The sequence below is a fragment of the Enterococcus sp. DIV0008 genome (assembly GCF_050542615.1).
Classification (GTDB): Bacteria; Bacillota; Bacilli; order Lactobacillales; family Enterococcaceae; genus Enterococcus_D; species Enterococcus_D innesii.
In genome coordinates this window covers 1,291,249-1,310,237 of record NZ_CP172937.1, presented here as the reverse complement: position 1 = coordinate 1,310,237, position 18,989 = coordinate 1,291,249, and the positions used below count along the sequence as shown (strand labels likewise).

Below are 18,989 nucleotides of genomic sequence, written 5' to 3'. Positions count from 1 at the left end.
CCGAAAATCGGTTAGAGGGCTTATTTTATAGCAAGTTATTGTTTAATCTTCTTTGTAATGCAGATACAACGTTGGAAACTGGGCTGATGATACCGTCTTGTGTCGTGCCCAATCGTTTCTGCAATGCTTTGATTGTGGCTTGGCCCATTAAACCATCTTGAGAGACTCCTAACAATTTCTGTAATGCGCGAATTACATTAGATCCTCTCAATGTTTGATCGAATTGCGCAGCATAAATATTCTGATTAAATTTCTGCTTATACTGATGACTGATGACACCGTCTTGTTTGGTCCCAAAATATTGTTGCAACCGTTTTGCTGTGGATGGTCCAAATTTTCCATCTACTGACAACAGGGTATAACCCGGCTTAGTAGATGGGGTGCTAGGTTTGACTGTTGAAGTTGACGATCCAGAATTATTATTCGATGTGCTATCTCCGTTGTAGTACTTTTTGATTTGGTCCACAAAATATTGTTTGATAGCTGCTACACCTTTTCCGTGCAAATCCCACGCTCTGTGAGGACACGATGTAGAACTCAACTCACGATGCAAAGGAAAAACAGCTGAAGCAGGATTTAAACCGTACTTCTTACACAAATCAGCAGCTAATTTAAATGCTTTTTGTTCATTCGCAAGATACGTGGATTCATTTCCCATAGATTGACATACTTCAATCCCCAAGTAATTAGCATTACCTTTACTGTTGCCTGTATGCCACGCCTTGTTGCTGTCCTTCTCAGCTTGATATATTCCATCACTAGCAACGTAGTAATGAGCAAATCCTAAAGAAGGCGTATGGCTTTCTAGCCAGTTTTTATAAAATGCTGCAGTTGCACCTTGGCTTCCGGCATCATTATGCAAAACGATTGCTGTTGGGTTTGATCCACGAGCGCCCGCAATTCCTGAATAACTTACTACCATTTATTCCACCTCCACTAATTTATGATTTGGCAATGACAACATTTGACCTTCTAATTCAATCTTGGTAAAGATTTCATTCGATCTTAAAACTTTGTATTTTCCAGTTAAGTAAAAGAAGTCACCAATTTGGAATCCATCGAATTCTTTAGGAAGTCCATCCGATGCAACCTCTTTAAATCCATTTTCTTCGTATCGATTGACTGTCTCTGTTTCTCCTTTTTCGAATGGATCTAACTGAACATATTCTTCTCCAACTTCTTTGACTTGTAATTTTCCGAGCACAGTTACATATGAGCCTTCTTTGAACATTATTCTTCCTCCTTTAGATATAGAAAAAGAGCGGCTTATTCAGCCACTCCTTGGTCAACGCCATCTTTCATCCCTTTTACTGCTGATTCAATTAACAGATTCAGCTCGTCTTCAGTGAACCTGATCCCGTTCTTGTTAAACAAGTCCACTAACTGAGCTTTGGCTTCTTGCAACTTAGCATCTCCATTTGCTTCTGCGTAAACTTGCTGAACTGCTGATACAACAATCGCCACATAGTTCTTCTTGCTTTCCAACTGAGCTAAGACACCTTTCTTCTTCAAATACTCTGAACCCCTTTGGCCAATAAATGCTGCCACCAAGCCAACCACAACAATCAATAAATTTAACAATGCGTCTTGTAATGCTTCCATCTAAATTCCACCTTTCAAAATAGTATTCTCGTTTTTCAATGTTTCGTTTTCTCCTTCGAGTTCTTGAATGCGTTCATCACGTTCTTCAACTTGCAACTCAAGAAACCCAATTTGTTCCTTGTATGCCGTCACTTGCTTCTCGTGTTCTTCCTTAAACTCCCTAAATTCTGATCTAACCGCTGCTAGTTCATCTTTAAACTCCTTCACTTGCAATCGATATCCTTCGATAATGTTTCCCATGTTTTGGATATACAAAGCCTCTGCGTTGTTATCCCCTTCTGTCTTCACTTCTTCAACTTTGTTCTTCCCCTGCACTTTAGCCACTAATTTCGGACCGTATACCGCCGAAAGAAAAACGCCGATAATTGTCATGATTTGCGGGAATCCGCTGGTCCAAAATCTATCCATCTACTTCATCCTTTATAATTATTTCCTGTTGATGTGCCTTCAGGATATTTGTGCTCATTAGCGCTATCGTGAAGCAATAAATCCACGATGGATTAGTACTGCCGTCTATGAATGTGACCAAGAAACAAGAGCCTAAAAGAAGCCACAAAAACAGTAATACGAAGTACAGAGGAAGTTTGAGATACACATTATCAATTATTAATCCAAACACTTTAAGAGCGCCGATAATGATAAACATCAAACCAAAATAACGACCACCAATAAATCCGAAGATATTATTGATAGCCGCATATGCGTTTGAATATGAAAGTATGTTTGAGTTGAAAAAGTGATAGAACCCATAACCAATTGATCCTAGAGAGAATGCGAAAGAGGTACTTCGTTTGTTGATATATCTAAGAATAAACTTTATTTCGTCCCACATATTTCACCTGCTTTCCAAAATAAAAAGCACACTCAATTGAGCGTGCTTCTCGTTCTATTAATTCCTACCCATTATTTGCTTCATCTTGTAATAAATTTTATTTTCTAATTTATTGTACTTAGCAATTCCTTCTGAAGGGACACGTCTTCCTAATCCTTCATTTCTGGTGTATTTACACGGGTTACAGTAGCCACAAGGGGTTTTTCTCCATGTGGGGTTAAAGCAAAACCACGTCATTTCCATCAAACTATCAAAACCGCTTTTCTTAGCAATTTCGCTCATTTGTGTTTTAGTTAAATCTAGCACCGGAAATGAGTAGTATTTAAACAAATCGTAGTCAGTTCCCAGAGCTCTATCTTTTAAAACATACGAGTAAGATCCATTTCCATCGTCTTTTTTTTCCACAAGAGGCCTTACAAAAAATTCTGCTTTATCATCTTTGTGTATATTTAACTCTAAGTCTTCTAAGTTATTCGCTTCTGCATACCGACCTAACCAATCATATTGAGTCCCCATGTATGATTCATTTAGTAATCTATTAAACTTATCAGTAATGATTTGATTGGTAGGGATTTCGTTTTTTTCTATATATATTGTTTCCATTATTAATCCTTTTGAATTAGGAAAACTAGAGTTTATTTTGTTTTTGATTTCCTTCATCGTTTTTAATTCTATTTTATTAGACGCTCTATTTCTATCAACTACATAATATGGCTGTACCATCTCTTTTTTGTTAATTACTAAATCAAGCACTCTAAATGTTGAATCCCAACCGCCGGTCCACAAAACTTTCTTCATTTTTTCCTCCTAATGTTTACCTAATAATACAATAATACACTAGTTTGTTTGTCAAAATCAATTTATTTTGATAGATGTTAGAATACCAGTTTCGTCAATTATTTGAACAAACTTAGATCCTTTTTGACTAACAAAATAATCCTTGTTCCATGGAATTGTGTAGATAAATCTATATATATTATTTCCATACCACTCAGTAAGCCTTGTTAATCCGAGAGAGCTATGAGGGGTCTCTCCTGTGATATAAACAGTTCCTTCAGGTGTAATAGCTTCTATCCCGTTCTCTTTTTCAACCCACATTCTGATTGTGCCAGATGTGTTAGTTACAGTTATGGATCTATTTCCACCGTATTTCTTTTCCATGTGAGTCGCAACTTCGTTAAGAGTTTTCCATCCAATGCCAACAATATCTACGGAATATGCTGGATATAATAAAGAAATTGGATTGTTCATAAAACAATGCATATCAATGAAGCCGTCAGCATCAATGTTATCTAATACCATATCTCTAATATACTGGCTTTCTACTTCTGAAAACGGTTCGGTACCATACACTGAACTAGGATTATCTGGGAAATTGTAATCAAAATTTCTATTAATGTCTACACCCCTTGAATTATAACGCCCAGTCACATTAAATCCTGATGGATTTGCTACTGGTATAAAGATAATCTGAACATTATTATAAAGCCACTCAAGTTGAGGGCTTTTCGTAGGGTTTTGTACCAAATCCTTTAAGAAATAGTATAGTGCAACCCCTACATCTCTTGGATCTCCGCCCTCGCCATGTCCGTGAACATTACAAGTTAATAGCAACTTGTACTTCGGCGCAACCGGCATCGTTTTGACTTGCCAAATATCCCAAGTATTTGATTGGTCTTTACCTAAAATAACCTTTTCTAGATAGGATGTGCTGCTGATCAAATTATCCCACATAGGATAAAAGGTTTCAGTTGTTAATTCTTCTATATCAATTGCCTCTGAGCCATCGTGATCAGGAATTCGATTCACCGTGTTGTAGAAAATACTTTGGTTGATTTCGTCTTCTTGCTCCTGAGATGTATTCTTAGATTCTATTATAGCAACAGCGTATTTGCTTTTACTTATCGAAGCACTCCCAAAAAACCAGTTTCCTGTATAAGCGAGAATATTTTTTAGCTGATTTATATTTGGAGGATTAGGGAAATCTGTTGTCAGATCAATGAGACTCGGTTCTGTCATCTGTACTATTGCTCCATTAGCTTCTTCTGCAGAATCATAAATCGTTCGAATGTAAATACTGTTTTCAGATAATTCGCTTGAGATTATTTCAACTGTGTACCATTTATCGATCTCAGGATCAACAATAGAAGCTACTTCTACCGAAGCTTGAGTAATAGATATTTTGTTGCATCTGTTTTTAGTTTTAATTTTCATGCTTAAAAAATAGAAGTTGCCAGCTTTTAAATTGTAGTTTACAAAAGCTCTCTGCGTATTTGCCGAACCATTACCAGTTAAAGTCAAAACTCCGTTAGCTGCAGTTACCGTAGTGTCTGGAATCGAAGTTGTAACCCAAAAACTATTGTTGTTTAATCTCGCATTTGGAAAAACATTATTGATTGTTATTTCTGTCAAGTCTACACCATTGTTAATGGTTGCTATATCTTGTGTCGTTTCTAAAATCTTTTTAGTAACTGTTTTTGATGCCGAAAAGAAAACTTTACCCTCTTCAAAATAATTGGTATAGCTTTCAAAAAGCCATCTGCATTCCTCTAAGGTTGGTTCGTTTCCAACCCCAAAAATAACCGTTAAATCTACGACGATAGGTTTACCCACAACCATCTCTTTCCCTGATGCTGAGCTTGCATCTGCGTATATGTGACGCAAGTTGAACGATCTATAAGTTTCACTAATTAGCTTCTGTACTCCATCTAAACGATAAATCTGATTACTTACAGGATTGTAGACGGGAAAAGTATTATTACAAAACTCAGTTCTAATTTCTTTGCAATCTGAATTTGAGACATTAACCATGGAGCAAAAATAGTAAGTATGATCTTTTTTTATATCTAAGGCATCCAAATTTTGATATACCATTGGATTTTCGACTGTTCCTGTCCCTGTAACACGCAGCGTTTGTTGATTTTGGTTAGCCGTTAAGGTAGCACTAGGTGTCGAGGCGCTCGCCCAGCTATTAGTCCCATTTTGGAAAGTTGTGTTTTTAAGAAGATTTCGACCTTGCGATAACAACACTTCAGAAAGATTTTCTACTATTTTTGGTTCTGTCACAGCATTTTCAGCAATATTGGTTGTACTCACAGCTCCTTCGCCAACGACAGCAACACTACCACCTGTCATTGCTTCTTTTACAGATTGGGATAACATCGGCATAGTAATCTGCTCATTTCCATTTTTATCGACTTTGTTAGAAAGTCCGTTTGCCAAGTTAATATTTGTTGCGTTGATGTCTGTACGAAACTCATTCGCATCTGCCAAGACAGCTACCAGCGCACTAAATTCTGCTTTATCTACGATCCCCACGGGATGCCCCGCTAATTTTTGCACTGTTAACTCAAATTCTTTTAAATTCGTTACTTTTCCATCTTGAATTACCTGGATACTTGCATATACTTTCCCCGGTGTCATCATATGTTCCGGATACTCAATACTAAACACATTAGTCGATTTATTTATAACTGTAAATGCAGACAGATCAGTAATTCCGCTTGCTTCATTATGCCAATTAAGATTTAAAGTCAAGCCCGGCACTTCACCAACATTTCCGTTGTTAGTAACCTGAACAGTAAGCGTGCGACCTTTATAATCACCTTGTGAAACGAACTGCTTCTGCACAAAGCTATCATTCGCTCTATCAATCACTAAATCGACATCTCTAAATTGATCTAGTTCCAAATCCATCACTCCTAAAAATTTATGTGTTCTCTTGGGTTAATAAAATCACTATTGGATGGCCAAGGACCATTCGTAAAGAATTGGAAGTGCAAATGCGGTCCAGTACTTGGGCCAGTGGTCCCCATATTTCCGATTTGCTGTCCCTGATTGACTGTATCACCGACAGAAACTCTCAGTTGGCTTTGATGTGCATACCCTGTGTAAAGCCCGTCAGCGTGCTTAATAACAACATAGTTTCCATACCAATCGGGATAACTACCTGATATAACCACTTCACCAGCAGCAGATGCATAAATCGGCGTAGTGGCATTTCCGTTTACAAGGTCAATCCCGTTATGCAGCTCGTATGATCCAGTAATTGGATGATATCTATAACCGAACTCGCTAGTCACTGTAACTGGCTTACTAATCGGAACTACATATCCCGAACTTTCATTCACTTTCACATATTGTCGAATCATAGCAGCATAGTGGAAGTTCCCGCCGTTTACATATAGATAGGTTCTGCCATCTGCTTGAGATACAGCATTCACGTATGAATAGGTTGCACCAGTTGTATTTCCTAGGGATGGCGCAACGACAGTTCTTGAATAAACTTCGGCCAAATCAGTGGTATTTACTCCTCCTCTATTTGAGAGCCAAGGGATATAGGCACTCCCGAAGTTGTAACCTTGCATTACTCCCCAGATGTCTACGTTCTGATCTTGGCCGTTCTTAATTTGTTGTGCTAAATGCTTACAACCTTGGTTTACCGAAGCTTCACCTGTAAGATAACCAGGACCAGGATAGCCTGCTGATTCAGAAGACTGCATGATATCATCTGTGCCGTCTGTACCGGGATTTTCAACCATTATCAGCGCATAAGCTAAGCCAATATAATCCGAGATACCGTATAGTTTCGTATACTTTTCAAGCCAAGCAACGATATTGGCATTGCCTGTTATATTGCTGCCGATATTAATCGGATCATATGTTGCACCACCAGGACCAACGCCACCACCACTTCCGCCAGGATAAACTTGTTGCCCTTGGATTCTAATTTGACCCTGCACATCTAAGTCGCCCGTTATACGGACATTTCCTTGGTGTGTAACATCTCCACGATAAATCCCCGATCCATCTCCAAGAAATACCCATCCATATCCTTCTTTTGTCGAGATAAGAATGTACTTTCCATCGCCTTCTGTTTTAATTACAAGCGAGTTATCTTCAAGCGGTGTCGGCGTTGACGCTTCTGGAAAAGGATTGCCAGCTGAGTCGGTCGTCCCAATGGTTCCAATTTGTCGATTGGCTCCCCAGAACTCCATTCCTTTGCTGGTTAACTCCATAATCTTTTTGCCGTTTTTCATCGCCTGTAACGATCCAGCTGACAATTTCAAAATCTCACCTAGCTTGTTAAACGATGTTTCGAAAATATCAGCAATGATTGATCCGGTTTGGATAAAGTCAGCATTGAATTTTCCATCAATGGTCCAAGCTGTTTTAAATGGGCTAGTGTAGAAATCGCCGTCTATGAATCCAATCCCATCTGAATTAGCGACTAAGAAATGGCTTGAGGTTTGAATAGAATCGCCGTCCATCCATACCATCTGAAATGGCTGCCGACTTTCTCCTCGCTGAGGATGATTGGCCGGATAATCGGATGGTGACATCAAAATAACCGCACCTCCATGAGCGCCACGGATGATATCTGATTGCCATTTGCTGATTTCAGTTGAATCATAGAACGTCATCTTAGTTTCAGCCAGATTGGTTACACTATTTTGAACACTTGCTGCTTGCCTAGTGCTCGACGTGTTCAAGTTATCGCCTAATCCGCATTCTACCTTGTTCCTGATACGATCGATTTTGACGCTGAAAACACGAGTTTTGTAATGATAGTTCTTGTCTGATCGGTGTATAGTTACCGTGTTACCGATTGAATCCCCACCCAGTACAGAAGTTTTGAATTGAATCAGCGGACGTGAGTATTCTACGAGATTCTCATAGGTCGCTTGCAGCAACTCTCTAGGGTCTTCTATATCTTCCAAAATTAGAACAGTTTCCCGTTTACGCTTGCTTCCGTTCTTCATCGGTATGCCGTAAAGTTCTGTCATTTCAGGATATTCAAGCCAATTCTGTCCTTTAGGTTTATTTAACGGATTACCATTCGACTTTTTCCATTCGATGTCGGTGAATTCAATTCTTCGTCCGTAGCCGTCCCCGACCTCTTCACCTTTACCCCGTCCGATAATCGAAGTATATAATTGCGATCGATCTCTTTGACGCACGACTTCAAGCGCATTTGATCCATATACGAATCGCTTATTACTAAATATGCCAATCTGCTTATAAATTTCAACCCATTTATCTGTGATTTTGTTCCCATCAATTTTACATTTGAAAACAATCTCGCAGCCGAAAGTCTGTAATTGCTTTAAAGCATCTTTAACGCTTAGATAGTAAAACGTTCCTGAAATTGCTGGAAGCGTAGGATCGACATAACCTACACGCCACTCAGCGTTTGTATAACCAAGAATCTGTTCTGCTACTTGTTTGATACTTCGATTGCTAGGGCGCATATCAAGTACGATAAACGAATGCAATTCATCTACTGCAAAGTTAACCCCTGTAAAGCTTAAACGTCCTCTAGGGTCGCTATCAGCGGTTATTTTGTACAACGAGAACGAATCATCATTTTCACGAACAGCCATAAATGCAGCGTCTCGAATTTTCTTATCATCCAATACACTAACGCTCAAAGTATCGTTCATCAGCTCACTTTTATCAGCTGTGATTTCTTTCGATTGTATGGATTCAATAATTTTGCTTTCTCCGCACACTTTTAGCAGTTCTTGTTCATCATTAAGAAAGTAAATGCTTTCGCTCATAGCGCCACCACCCGATAAAATACTTCAAGAGATCCATTGTTTGTCTTAACAACATCCCCTTTTTTGATATAGAAATCTTCAAGTTGTCCGCCTGCCCAATCCAAGATGTTGGTTTTATCTACACCGTTTACATACACACTACCTTCTTTGTTTCGAAACTCAACTACATCTCCCGCAACGATGCTTGCGCCTGTGATCGACATCGAGAGAGAGCCATTGGTTACTTTAACGCTTGTTGGTGAGCTCAATTTAACTCTTACGACATCAGGGACGATCGTGTATGGAATGTACGTGGCAATTTCGCCATCTGATTTATATTGCTTTGAATACTTTCTTGGATCAGCACAATAGATATCAAAACTTGAAACGATTCTGTTTGTGTCGCCTGCAACGGTATTAGTAGATGAAAACCGACCGTGATAGATGTAGTCTAATTCATCGTTGAATTGAATCGGAACATCTTTTGTTTTATAGAGATACCACATCAAAAGATCAAACTTTTTTTGTAATTTTTCTGGATCGTTATCTTCGAGTTTGTATTTCACTGTCAGCGTTCTTGAAGGCAAAGTCTGGTTCGTAACAATGCTTCCGACTTGAATTGATTCTGATTCAATACCCACAGAAATCAGTTCTCTCCCTTCGACTGACAATGTTTGATATCCTTCGATTACCTTCTCAAATAGAATGCCATCATAATACATAGCGGAAGTAGGAATGTACTCCGGTATGTATCGTTCATTTTTCTGTGTGTCCATAAACGGATACATTCTGTTTTCCATTTCCTACCTCCTAAAATTGCATGTTTAAGTTAATGCCATTACCTTGAGCCTGACTAATGTCATCAACAAATTTAGAAAACTCGCTATCGCCAATTCGAACATTGAAAACAGCCGGTTGGTTATTGGTTCCGTAGCTGACTTCGTGCTGCACTTTCGACTGAATTTGGCTATTAACTGCCGAAATTCGGTTTCCAATGTCCATGTTTGATGCTTTATCAGCTAGTGTAGAGGATGCTTTATCCACGTATCTCGAGCCATCTAACATACCTTCTGCTAAACCTTGCGAAGTGAACATACCTAATTCAGCCATCACACGAGAAGGAGAGTGAATATTCAGCACATCTTTGATTTTTCCAGTAATAGAACCAGCAACATCTTTGACTGCATTCACTACATCATCAATCTTGCTTCTGATTCCATTTACTAATCCATCGATGATATCTTTCCCGATTTGCAACAGGTCAATTTGTCTGATTGTATCAAAGGTTTCTTTTACTCTGTCTACGGCATTTGAAACGCCGGTTTTCATGTCTTCCCAAGCTTGTGCTGCACCGTCTACAATTCTCTTCGCTGTATTAATGACAGCATTCTTGGTATTTTCCCAAGCAGTCGTGACACCGTCTTTGATCGCATTCCACATATTGATTGTGTTTGTCTTAATGGATTCCCACAAATCAATGAAGAATTGCTTCACGCTATTCCAAGTGTCAATCGCACCTTGTTTCATGCTTTCCCATGTTTCAGATAACCATGTTTTTAAGGCGTTCCAAGCGTCAATTGTGCCTTGTTTGATATTGGTCCATGTTTCAACAAAGAAAGCTACAATACTGTTAAATGTATCAATCGCAATCGTTTGAATCGTAGTCCATATATAGGCTAGTGCTGCTTTAATACCATTCCATATGTTTAAGAATGCCATCTGAGTGTTAGTTAAGAAGCTATCAAAGATCGCTGTAATGGAAGCCCAAATATTCGCTGCTGCAGTTTGGATATTGTTCCATATCCCGATCATGTTATTCATTGCTTCTTCCCAACCACCCGAGATTAAAGAAGTCACGAATAGCACAGGAGCCAGAATAACGTTTTTCATAATTTCAAATATCTGGCCAGCAATCTTCACTAAATTTGTCCAAAGTGTTTTCAGGAAAAAGCTCATATGGATAAACGCATTTCGAACACCGTACACAAGAGTTCCGAAACGGCTCATGATTCCATCTGCAATACCTTTAACGATAGAAGTAACTGTTGATTTAATCCCATTCCATAAGTCTGAGAACCACTGTGTGATCCCACCCCAAACCGAAACGATACTATCTACGCCATCACTAAAAGCTTGCTTTGTCCCTTGCCACATATCACTAGCTGAATCTTTGATACCTTGCCATAGATCTGCAAACCATTGCTTGGTATTTTGCCATCCCTTTTTGACGCTATCCACTGCTTGTTTACTGCCTTCTACTAAACCGTCCCAAGCATTCGAAAAGAATTCTGTCATTCCATTCCAAGCAGAGACGATCCAATCAACAGCAGCGCCAACAACGCTTTGAATTTCTTCCCAAAGACCAATCCAGAAATTTCTAAATCCTTCGCTTGTATTCCATAGATAAATGAATCCTGCTACAAGAGCGATAACCGCCGCTATAACGAGTCCGATTGGATTTAAGTTCATTAGGACGTTCATCATTTTTTGAGCGCCATTGTATAGCTCAACCGCTTTTCTGGCAGTACCCATGACACCTTGGTAGATACTTATATAGCCAATTACTGCCATGATTAGCGGTAAGAAAGGCTTAATCGTATCCCACAGGGTTGTCAAAAAGCTAATTGCCGGTGGGATGCTTTCAGTGATAGCTTTAAAAGCTACGTTTACTGCCCCTTTGATCTTGTCAAAATTTTCCGCAATCGATCCAAGCCCAGCGTCTTGCATTCCTTCGTCAATCGCCGTGATAACATTCGCTAAACCTTTTACAACTGCTGTTTTGATGTTCGCAAAGGAAGTCCTTATACCAGCTGAGTTCTTTTGGGCTAATTCAGCAAATCCACCGACACCTTCGTTCAGTTCGATTAAACGACTGTTAAAATCATCAAAAGTAATGTCGCCTTTCTTCAGAGCAGCATATAGGTCATTCGCTGAGTTAACGCCTTGATCACTAAAGGACTTCGATACCTTATCCATTGCAATTGGCATTGTCTCAAGCAAAGAGCGCCAAGACTGAAGATCGACTTCGCCTTTTGAGAGCATTTGTTGGTATTGTTGCGCCCCACGACTTGCATCAGCTGCAGAAGCACCACTGGCCAAGAATGCATTGTTCAAGGCTACTGCCGTGTCTGTACCTTTTTGCAAATCACCCGTTGAAATAGCTAGCTGTTGAGCGCTAGATACGATTTCATCTAAACTTGTTGGCAATCCGTCTATTCCGTCTGTCAGCTTGTTCATTGACTTGTCTACTTCTTCGGCGGAATAACCTAACGCTTGCATAACAACTGGGTATTTGTTCAATGTGTCGAAACGATCAATCGCACCGCCTAATGAACTAGTAACTAATCCAATAGCATTATCAATCAATTTAAAAACCCCGATACCTTTAGCGATATCGAGGATAGAAGTATTCGTTTTTTGAGTGCTGCTATCTAAGTTATTCATAGAACTATCAGCATTCTTCATGGTAGAAGAAAAATTCTTGTCGACAGCCGAAAGGATCGCTTCAACGCTATATGATTCCATAGTTTTCCTCCTTTCCTCAGGAGTTTACAAATCTCGGCGTTTCTTCTTTCTTGCCCAAGATTTCATTTTCGAGCTTTTCTTTATCAAAAAACTTTTTGAAAGATGTAAATACAGGAACTGTTTTTTTGCCTTCTTTTTTAGTCGACTGGACTTGCCAATTAACCCAAGCTTGCTGATGAATCGTTTCTTGCTCATCTAGTCGTTTTAACTGATAAGCCGTCATACGAATTTCAAACTCATAAGGTGTCATTCGCTCAATTTGTCGAATATCTGTCATACCTAGATACCTAAACGAATTAATAAGAATGTTTTCATAAACTTCTGCCGAGCTTATTGTTTCGCTAGTTTTTCCTTTGTTCTTTGCATCGCTAACTTTCCCGCATTGCTTTCGCTAAGTTCATTGATAACTTCGTCAAATAACGCTTCGATATCATCACAATCATCAATATAATCATCTAGTTCTGACTGCTTGATTTTAGGACTTTCTGTCTGGTTAGCCATATAAAGAACGTCTGCCAAAGTAGCGATATTGGTTGCATGTAATTCAGGAACCACTTTTGCTACCAATCCCATCCCAAATTGAACACCGTTCTGTTCTACAGGCTTTCTTTTATCCACTTCTCGAACAAATTTGACGCCGAATTTAAATGAGTAAGCTTTTCCGTTAATTGTTAATTCCATTGATCCATCCTCCTAAAAATAAAAAGCACTCAATCAAGAGTGCTTATCCTTCTGGTGTTTGTTTTGTTGTGTCTACAAATGCATATTGAACTGCATTTTGTTGTTCGGTTGTTAGTGTTGCATAGCCGTCCTGATGAATCATTTGCACGGCATATTCCAAAGAAACTTCAACATCATCTTCAGCGGAAGCCGTTTCTTCGTAGTTTGAGATATATACTTGCATATATTTGGCTGCAAATTTACCTGTATCGCCTTCTTGTGGTTCGAGTTTATCGATGATCCACGTTTCCACCAACTTGTTGTTCATAAATGCATCGTAAAGCATTTTGAGAGTTTCGCTGCCACGTTCATAAAAAGCAGTAGAACTGAAATCATATTCAATTGCTCCTACTGTTTGGACAGTGCCATCTTTAGTTTCGGTAGCATCTGTACTGCGTGACATACCGAATGTATGCTCGGTTTGATAAGTAACAGTTTTGGCAGCTTCTTCAGCTTGCTTTTCCAAGTCCCGATAGACCAAAATGACGTCAATACCTTTTTTTAGTGCCATTTAAATTCCTCCTATTAATCTAAAATTCAATTCAATAATCGCTCGTTTAAGCGGTGTGTTTGTGCTTGTATCTGTTACCGTCTGTATGTCGCTTGCATTGGTGTCTAGCGTCCATGAATATCCGTCAGATGTATTTAATTGCATCGCTTGCTCAAACAAAGCAGACGCCATCTCAGACACCTGTTTTCGCTTAGTGTGCAAACCCCATACGGAAATTACAATCACGACATTTCCCAAGACATGAGATTTGTTAGTGGAATGAAGTGTTTGAGTGTCTTCAAACTCAACAAACGGGTAGCTAGTAGCACTCGCAGGTTTGTAGTCGTATGTTTGATACCCCAATGCATTCGATCGTTTAAACATTTCATCAAAGATTGATTGTTCTCTAGTCTTCATCTATTCCACCAACTTATCCATATCTGATTTAAACTGCGCCTTCTGCTTATTGAAAGCTGGTCGCATAAATGGTTGAGCTGATTGGAACCTTGTTCCGTACTCCAAATAAGGAGCGTAATCGGCGGTAGGTTTCACCTTTCCTGTTAAACCGCCATCGCTCAAATCCATAGTTATTGATCGTCTCAAATTACCAGTATCAACTGGCGCTTTACGTTGTGCGCCTTGTGTCAATTCAGCTGTATTCTGTTTGACGATCTGCTTCACATCTTTCATATTTGCATTAGACTTGAGTTTCATCGTCAATTCGCTAACACCTTTGAGAGAAACATTCCTTCTAGCCACCAGAAGCCACCTCCTGGACGATAAACGTATTCTTCAAACGCAAATTCCGTTCAGTGACAATCTCAAACTTCTGTGTTTTGCTCCTTAGTTTGTTGAAGATTAAGACATAATCCCATTCCTTGGTATAAGGTCGAAGTAAACGAATAACTTTGGCACCTTGTTTAATGTCTCCGAACAAAACTTTCGAGCGATCAGTTCCCAAATCAGTTACATTAGCAAGCTTGATTTTTTCGTCTAAAGTCGGTTCTACATGCTCCCCTAACTCTGGATCATAATAGCCATCTTTTTCGATAACGAAAGTTACTTCTGTGTCATATCTCATAGGAACCTAGCCACCCCTCTACGAGGAACGCTATTTTCCCTTTGCTTCTCTTTGTATGCTGAAATGTCATCTTCAAACTCATCTAAAAGCTTTCCGTAGGAGATTGACTCACCTTCTTGTCCATACGAGCTCATACCTTCGTTACCCTTGCGGTTGAATCTCTTGATAGTACATTCAACTACGATATAGTTTAAAGCCGCAGGAACGGTCTCTAAGAAGCCTAAACGCACACATAGTTGGTTTGAGATTCGTTTGATAAAGTCAGTTAGTTGTTTATCGAGTTCTTCGTTATCAACTTCGAGCGATCGTTTTACTTCTTCTAAGGTTTCGTCCATGACTGCCTCCTTTCAAAAATAAAAAGGCTAGTCAAATGACTAACCTTTCTTTTTAGTTGATTTAGTTGGTTTCTTAACTTGTTTTTCCTCGATCTTAATCGGTTCTAAGAATCCTCCGCCAAACGCTTCAAGATTTTTCTCAATTTCATCAAAGCGCTCTTTGTTCAAATCAATCTCTTGACCAACTTTATAAGTTTCTTTCGTGTGAACATCAATGAAAACTTTAGCTACTTTATATTTGGCCATAGAGGGTCACCTACCCTTCTGCTAATACAGTTGCTTGGAACACGTTGTCTGCTTCAGGGAAGCTAGGAAGTGCAGTACCAGCTGCTTTTGTCCATGTTCCAACAGGGTCAAGATTTGATTCATAAACCATTGCAAAAATGTTTCCAACTTGATAATCATTAGTACCACCAGATAATAGCCGAGATTCTTCTGGCGTTACACCGAAAATAGATTCTCCCGGATTTTCATCACCGAACATGACAAGTTTATTTTCTGGGAAGTAGCGCTCTTTGACCAACACGCCTTGAGCATTTTCTTTATAGTACTTAGCATCGTACGTTGCGATTACTGGCAAATCAAATTGTTGTAACAACTGATTTAATGTTCCAGCCGTTGGCAGCAATCCAGCATCTTTGAAGTAAGCTTTGATACCAGCATTTTGCAAAATAGCATTACGCACTTTAGTCGAAGTTAAGATCCGAGTTGGTGTAGTATCTAGCGTACCCGCCCATGTAGTTAATAATCCGATAACATCGGTAGAAGAAGCAGCGAAATCAACGGTAGCTTTGTGTTCTGCCGGAACGCCATAATCAACAACTAGATCCAATCCATTTTCATCTAATGTTACGGTTCCGTTTGCCAATACTTCCATGCGCATTTTTTCAACACGTGCATTGACAGAAGAAACCATTGAAAATACATCGTTATATACTTCATTTTCCAAGAATGCTTGTTCTTCAGCAGTACGAGGATTACGCAATGCAATCAAGTCTTTTTCTTTCAACTGAATTTTGCGTTTAATGAAAGCTAATTCCTGAGCGCTGCGAGAAGCTACACGAGATGCAATTTCTGCCTCAGTATCAAATGCATGTACGCTTGCGATCGTTGGAATACGAGTACCTGCTTTTAAAATATCAAATTCAAGCCCTTGCACCTTTCGTGCTGGAAAAAGTGTTTCACCCAACAAAGCGGGAGCTTGACGATTGTTTACATAGTCTAAGACGTTACGTTGTGAAAATAATTCTGCGATATTTGCCATTTATTTTTTCCTCCTATATTCCTATTACTGTCCGCCTGCAGCGGCTGGTAAAGCGATCATTTTTCCTGCTTCATCATAAAGTTTGATTTCACGCATTGCTGTTTGAGCAGCATCGCTTGGTTTAACTGGTAACCGTTCAATTAGAATGTGTCCATCAACAATTACACCAACTGGCTGTGCTCCATTAGTTACATCAACATCATTGATCGTGATTCCTTCTGCTGTTGCATCGTTTGCAGGGAAGATAGAGCCCGCTGGTAAAACACCATTTGCAACTCCTGCATGAGTATCATCAACCTGTTTTGTGAATGAAATGAATTGTTGAGATTTTAGAAAATTGATTTCTTTGAATGTTTCTGATTTTTTAACATAAACCATTGATATTCCTCCTATTTAATTGCCCAAGGGTCATTCTCAGGCTTTTTCGTTTGGTTGTTTGCATTTTTTGCTAGCTGTGCACCACGAGAAATTGTTGTGCCATTTCCATCTAAAGGAACTTTACCACCAAGGCGCTTTTCATATTCCGCTTTGATTGCTTCACGTTCTGCTTCAACAGATGCTAGATACGTCTTAACGTTGCTTGACGTGGTTTCAGCGTCTTCTGAAACAATTAGTCGAAGCATTTCTTTCGTAGGCGTAGCGCCTTTCTCAGACAGCATTTCACTTGCTTGTTCAGACATCTTGGATAGCACTTCTTTACGTTGGAACTCAGCTAGTTTTGCTTCGAGTTGCTGTTTCTCGTAGTCTGCTTTCTCTTTGTCGTCCATTTCGGCAAGTTTGGCAGCTTCGTCTTTTTCTTGTTGTTGTTTGGCTTCCCATTTAGCAAACTTTGCTGCAATAATCTTGTCGACATCAGCGTCACTATACTTTTTATCCGCTTCTGTCTGGTCTGAACTATTCTTTTCTTTGTTGTCTGCGCTGTTTTCTGATGTATTATCCGGAGTAACATCAGTTACATCGTCTTCTGCAAAGAATTGCAAGTTCATTGGTAATAATTTTTTTGGTTCCATATTTGTTTCTCCTTCCATATCTTTTAACGTGGATAAATGCTTGCACTTTCCATAGCTTTTAAAGTCATCAATGCTTGGACTTTTTAAAAAGGGCTATATCCTTCGACACATATAGTGTTACTTGGTTGACAATATTTTTTTATTCTATATACTATCTGCCAAAGGAGGGATAGAAATGAATGAAAAAGTGATTGAACTGTTGACTTCAATGAACGAAAAGCTTGATTTGATTGTAAAGAGTCTTGTTGAGATCGAAAGCGACTCTGAATTAACAAGAATCAGCGCTGGAAGCACCGTTGAAACCTTGGAATTAATTCAAGAGAACGTTCTTGCGATTAAACATTTAACAACTGATCCAGACAGTCATATTGAATAAAGCACTAAAAATAAGCCGTTAGTTCTATGCTATCGGCTTTTGTATTTTCTATTTGGTTTGTATGTTTTTTTATTCTCCTTAAATTGATACGTTTCTTGAATGTTGTCTAGTCCGTCAATGATTCCATAGAATTTCATAGTGACTGCTGATACATCACCGACGCTTGATTCGATATTAATATCCGTTAAACCGTTAACCCGTGTACCATCAATGAATAGACCGTTGCTAATTGATACTTTGTTTAGTTTTGGCATGGTTATAACCCTCTTTCTTTAAGCGATTTCTCAAACACTTCTCTGTCAACATACGGTGCCGTACTACATCTGCAAAACGGATGCATGTTTGGCGCATTTGTTCCTGGTTCCATTTCATCAACATCAAATACTTTTCCATTCAGCGGTAAGCACAGACCACACGCTGAAGGTTCAGAAATGAATGTGTACTTTGTAATATCAGCATCACGATAACTTCGCTCTTGAATGCCAATCTGCACTCTAGTTGTTTCTGTAACCATCAAACGCTCGGTATTGAATCTAGTGTTCTCTCTACCTTTCTCAGTAAGGAATCTCGTTAATTCAGATGCCAACTGTTTGGGGTTTCTACCCATCGTCACACTACGTACAAGCAACTTATCTAAATCAGCTTTCAACTCTGCTTGGTACATCCATAGTCGTTCGCTGAATGTTGCAAATCCATCCGCTCTAAACGAACTGTTGATCACTTGCTCCACTAATTTGGCATAACCGCTTTTAGCGATCGTCATTTCTAGGATGCCTGCTTGTCGTTGCAGTTCTTTCAAGCCTGCACTGGTAAGCTCTCCCGAGAAGTACTTGTCCATATCGTTAAACGTGGCTATCAGTTCAAGTCCAATATTTGCTTTCAGTAATTCCAAACGATTGACACGCATTGTAAGATTGTATAGCTTCAATTCCTTGTTTGCTGTAGGTGAGAAGTCTTTTTCTTTAACATACTTCTTAGCCTTCCGAGCAAATGCTTTTACATCCATTTCACTAGCACGTTTCATCGCTTCGCTACGAGTGATTTTCTGCCCGTTGGAAAAACTATCCCACTGTGCGTCTATCTCTTTCTGTATCGCATCTTGTGCATATTGCAGGCGCTTCTTGATCTCGTTCATGCGTTTCTTGTCATCTTTAATCTGTTGCTCTTGCCAAGCTTTCTCACGTTTTATGAAGTAATCTTGTGATTTCACTTAAT

General features: G+C 39.2%; 23 protein-coding genes. 1 reads left to right on the top strand and 22 read right to left on the bottom strand.

What is annotated here, in order from left to right; all coding sequences use genetic code 11:
- Positions 1 to 25 precede the first annotated feature (25 nt).
- From IGI84_RS06265 to IGI84_RS06170, 20 genes are all read right to left on the bottom strand, one after another.
- On the bottom strand, positions 26 to 922 hold the full coding sequence (locus IGI84_RS06265) for a peptidoglycan recognition protein family protein (RefSeq protein WP_430600926.1): 897 nt from the start codon (positions 920 to 922) through the stop codon (positions 26 to 28).
- Positions 923 to 1,231, bottom strand: a complete 309-nt coding sequence (locus IGI84_RS06260) for a hypothetical protein (protein ID WP_430600925.1) — start codon at positions 1,229 to 1,231, stop codon at positions 923 to 925.
- A gap of 35 nt (positions 1,232 to 1,266) precedes the next feature.
- Positions 1,267 to 1,602 (bottom strand): phage holin, LLH family, encoded by a 336-nt coding sequence (locus tag IGI84_RS06255; protein WP_430600924.1) that lies wholly within the window; start codon positions 1,600 to 1,602, stop codon positions 1,267 to 1,269.
- Positions 1,603 to 2,010, bottom strand: a complete 408-nt coding sequence (locus IGI84_RS06250; protein WP_016611208.1) for a hypothetical protein — start codon at positions 2,008 to 2,010, stop codon at positions 1,603 to 1,605. It abuts the gene before it with no gap.
- Between the two features lie 481 nt (positions 2,011 to 2,491).
- Positions 2,492 to 3,232, bottom strand: coding sequence for a 7-cyano-7-deazaguanine synthase (locus IGI84_RS06245; RefSeq protein ID WP_325906790.1), 741 nt, complete (start codon positions 3,230 to 3,232; stop codon positions 2,492 to 2,494).
- Between the two features lie 57 nt (positions 3,233 to 3,289).
- Positions 3,290 to 6,124, bottom strand: a complete 2,835-nt coding sequence (locus IGI84_RS06240) for a M14 family metallopeptidase (protein WP_430600923.1) — start codon at positions 6,122 to 6,124, stop codon at positions 3,290 to 3,292.
- An 11-nt stretch (positions 6,125 to 6,135) separates the two neighbouring features.
- A complete protein-coding gene (locus tag IGI84_RS06235; RefSeq protein ID WP_430600922.1) occupies positions 6,136 to 8,994 on the bottom strand; it encodes a phage tail spike protein in 2,859 nt (952 codons plus the stop codon).
- Positions 8,991 to 9,773 (bottom strand): distal tail protein Dit, encoded by a 783-nt coding sequence (locus IGI84_RS06230; protein ID WP_430600921.1) that lies wholly within the window; start codon positions 9,771 to 9,773, stop codon positions 8,991 to 8,993. The genes IGI84_RS06235 and IGI84_RS06230 overlap by 4 nt, the downstream gene beginning before the upstream one ends.
- Positions 9,774 to 9,783: 10 nt before the next feature.
- The gene (locus IGI84_RS06225) at positions 9,784 to 12,498 is read right to left on the bottom strand and encodes a phage tail protein (RefSeq protein WP_430600920.1); all 2,715 of its coding nucleotides are present in this window, start codon (positions 12,496 to 12,498) and stop codon (positions 9,784 to 9,786) included.
- A gap of 16 nt (positions 12,499 to 12,514) precedes the next feature.
- Positions 12,515 to 12,775 (bottom strand): hypothetical protein, encoded by a 261-nt coding sequence (locus tag IGI84_RS06220; protein ID WP_010747521.1) that lies wholly within the window; start codon positions 12,773 to 12,775, stop codon positions 12,515 to 12,517.
- 53 nt (positions 12,776 to 12,828) lie between these two features.
- Positions 12,829 to 13,179, bottom strand: coding sequence for a tail assembly chaperone (locus tag IGI84_RS06215; RefSeq protein WP_016611218.1), 351 nt, complete (start codon positions 13,177 to 13,179; stop codon positions 12,829 to 12,831).
- Positions 13,180 to 13,222: 43 nt separating this feature from the next.
- Positions 13,223 to 13,729: a phage major tail protein, TP901-1 family gene (locus tag IGI84_RS06210; RefSeq protein ID WP_430600919.1), complete on the bottom strand. Its 507-nt coding sequence runs from the start codon at positions 13,727 to 13,729 to the stop codon at positions 13,223 to 13,225.
- Positions 13,730 to 14,125, bottom strand: coding sequence for a phage capsid protein (locus tag IGI84_RS06205; RefSeq protein ID WP_430600918.1), 396 nt, complete (start codon positions 14,123 to 14,125; stop codon positions 13,730 to 13,732).
- Complete coding sequence (locus IGI84_RS06200) at positions 14,126 to 14,467, bottom strand: HK97-gp10 family putative phage morphogenesis protein (RefSeq protein WP_010747517.1); 342 nt, start codon at positions 14,465 to 14,467, stop codon at positions 14,126 to 14,128.
- Positions 14,460 to 14,789, bottom strand: coding sequence for a hypothetical protein (locus IGI84_RS06195; RefSeq protein ID WP_430600917.1), 330 nt, complete (start codon positions 14,787 to 14,789; stop codon positions 14,460 to 14,462). Before IGI84_RS06195 ends, IGI84_RS06200 begins: the two co-directional genes overlap by 8 nt.
- Positions 14,786 to 15,124: a phage head-tail connector protein gene (locus IGI84_RS06190; RefSeq protein WP_270375355.1), complete on the bottom strand. Its 339-nt coding sequence runs from the start codon at positions 15,122 to 15,124 to the stop codon at positions 14,786 to 14,788. Before IGI84_RS06190 ends, IGI84_RS06195 begins: the two co-directional genes overlap by 4 nt.
- Positions 15,125 to 15,163: 39 nt before the next feature.
- Positions 15,164 to 15,370, bottom strand: coding sequence for a hypothetical protein (locus IGI84_RS06185; RefSeq protein WP_195960552.1), 207 nt, complete (start codon positions 15,368 to 15,370; stop codon positions 15,164 to 15,166).
- 10 nt (positions 15,371 to 15,380) lie between these two features.
- Positions 15,381 to 16,388 carry a major capsid protein gene (locus IGI84_RS06180; protein WP_422705306.1) on the bottom strand — a complete coding sequence of 336 codons (1,008 nt, stop codon included), beginning with the start codon at positions 16,386 to 16,388 and terminating at the stop codon, positions 15,381 to 15,383.
- A 24-nt stretch (positions 16,389 to 16,412) separates the two neighbouring features.
- Entirely contained in the window at positions 16,413 to 16,766 is a 354-nt protein-coding gene (locus tag IGI84_RS06175; protein WP_430600916.1) for a hypothetical protein, read from the bottom strand.
- 11 nt (positions 16,767 to 16,777) lie between these two features.
- Complete coding sequence (locus tag IGI84_RS06170; protein WP_430600915.1) at positions 16,778 to 17,398, bottom strand: DUF4355 domain-containing protein; 621 nt, start codon at positions 17,396 to 17,398, stop codon at positions 16,778 to 16,780.
- A 175-nt stretch (positions 17,399 to 17,573) separates the two neighbouring features.
- On the opposite strand from IGI84_RS06170, the gene IGI84_RS06165 reads away from it, so the two are divergent.
- Positions 17,574 to 17,774, top strand: coding sequence for a hypothetical protein (locus IGI84_RS06165; protein ID WP_430600914.1), 201 nt, complete (start codon positions 17,574 to 17,576; stop codon positions 17,772 to 17,774).
- Between the two features lie 29 nt (positions 17,775 to 17,803).
- Here IGI84_RS06165 and IGI84_RS06160 read toward each other — a convergent pair whose 3' ends face one another.
- Both IGI84_RS06160 and IGI84_RS06155 read right to left on the bottom strand, forming a co-directional pair.
- On the bottom strand, positions 17,804 to 18,028 hold the full coding sequence (locus IGI84_RS06160) for a hypothetical protein (protein WP_430600913.1): 225 nt from the start codon (positions 18,026 to 18,028) through the stop codon (positions 17,804 to 17,806).
- A 2-nt stretch (positions 18,029 to 18,030) separates the two neighbouring features.
- Complete coding sequence (locus IGI84_RS06155; protein WP_430600912.1) at positions 18,031 to 18,984, bottom strand: minor capsid protein; 954 nt, start codon at positions 18,982 to 18,984, stop codon at positions 18,031 to 18,033.
- Positions 18,985 to 18,989 lie beyond the last annotated feature (5 nt).

Excerpts from the sequence above, each read along its gene's own strand:
- IGI84_RS06265 (WP_430600926.1), bottom strand. The coding sequence starts at position 922 with ATGGTAGTAAGTTATTCAGGAATTGCGGGCGCTCGTGGATCAAACCCA.
- IGI84_RS06260 (WP_430600925.1), bottom strand. The coding sequence starts at position 1,231 with ATGTTCAAAGAAGGCTCATATGTAACTGTGCTCGGAAAATTACAAGTC.
- IGI84_RS06255 (WP_430600924.1), bottom strand. The coding sequence starts at position 1,602 with ATGGAAGCATTACAAGACGCATTGTTAAATTTATTGATTGTTGTGGTT.
- IGI84_RS06250 (WP_016611208.1), bottom strand. The coding sequence starts at position 2,010 with ATGGATAGATTTTGGACCAGCGGATTCCCGCAAATCATGACAATTATC.
- IGI84_RS06245 (WP_325906790.1), bottom strand. The coding sequence starts at position 3,232 with ATGAAGAAAGTTTTGTGGACCGGCGGTTGGGATTCAACATTTAGAGTG.
- IGI84_RS06235 (WP_430600922.1), bottom strand. The coding sequence starts at position 8,994 with ATGAGCGAAAGCATTTACTTTCTTAATGATGAACAAGAACTGCTAAAA.
- IGI84_RS06230 (WP_430600921.1), bottom strand. The coding sequence starts at position 9,773 with ATGGAAAACAGAATGTATCCGTTTATGGACACACAGAAAAATGAACGA.
- IGI84_RS06225 (WP_430600920.1), bottom strand. The coding sequence starts at position 12,498 with ATGGAATCATATAGCGTTGAAGCGATCCTTTCGGCTGTCGACAAGAAT.
- IGI84_RS06220 (WP_010747521.1), bottom strand. The coding sequence starts at position 12,775 with ATGACAGATATTCGACAAATTGAGCGAATGACACCTTATGAGTTTGAA.
- IGI84_RS06215 (WP_016611218.1), bottom strand. The coding sequence starts at position 13,179 with ATGGAATTAACAATTAACGGAAAAGCTTACTCATTTAAATTCGGCGTC.
- IGI84_RS06210 (WP_430600919.1), bottom strand. The coding sequence starts at position 13,729 with ATGGCACTAAAAAAAGGTATTGACGTCATTTTGGTCTATCGGGACTTG.
- IGI84_RS06205 (WP_430600918.1), bottom strand. The coding sequence starts at position 14,125 with ATGAAGACTAGAGAACAATCAATCTTTGATGAAATGTTTAAACGATCG.
- IGI84_RS06195 (WP_430600917.1), bottom strand. The coding sequence starts at position 14,789 with ATGAGATATGACACAGAAGTAACTTTCGTTATCGAAAAAGATGGCTAT.
- IGI84_RS06190 (WP_270375355.1), bottom strand. The coding sequence starts at position 15,124 with ATGGACGAAACCTTAGAAGAAGTAAAACGATCGCTCGAAGTTGATAAC.
- IGI84_RS06185 (WP_195960552.1), bottom strand. The coding sequence starts at position 15,370 with ATGGCCAAATATAAAGTAGCTAAAGTTTTCATTGATGTTCACACGAAA.
- IGI84_RS06180 (WP_422705306.1), bottom strand. The coding sequence starts at position 16,388 with ATGGCAAATATCGCAGAATTATTTTCACAACGTAACGTCTTAGACTAT.
- IGI84_RS06175 (WP_430600916.1), bottom strand. The coding sequence starts at position 16,766 with ATGGTTTATGTTAAAAAATCAGAAACATTCAAAGAAATCAATTTTCTA.
- IGI84_RS06170 (WP_430600915.1), bottom strand. The coding sequence starts at position 17,398 with ATGGAACCAAAAAAATTATTACCAATGAACTTGCAATTCTTTGCAGAA.
- IGI84_RS06165 (WP_430600914.1), top strand. The coding sequence starts at position 17,574 with ATGAATGAAAAAGTGATTGAACTGTTGACTTCAATGAACGAAAAGCTT.
- IGI84_RS06160 (WP_430600913.1), bottom strand. The coding sequence starts at position 18,028 with ATGCCAAAACTAAACAAAGTATCAATTAGCAACGGTCTATTCATTGAT.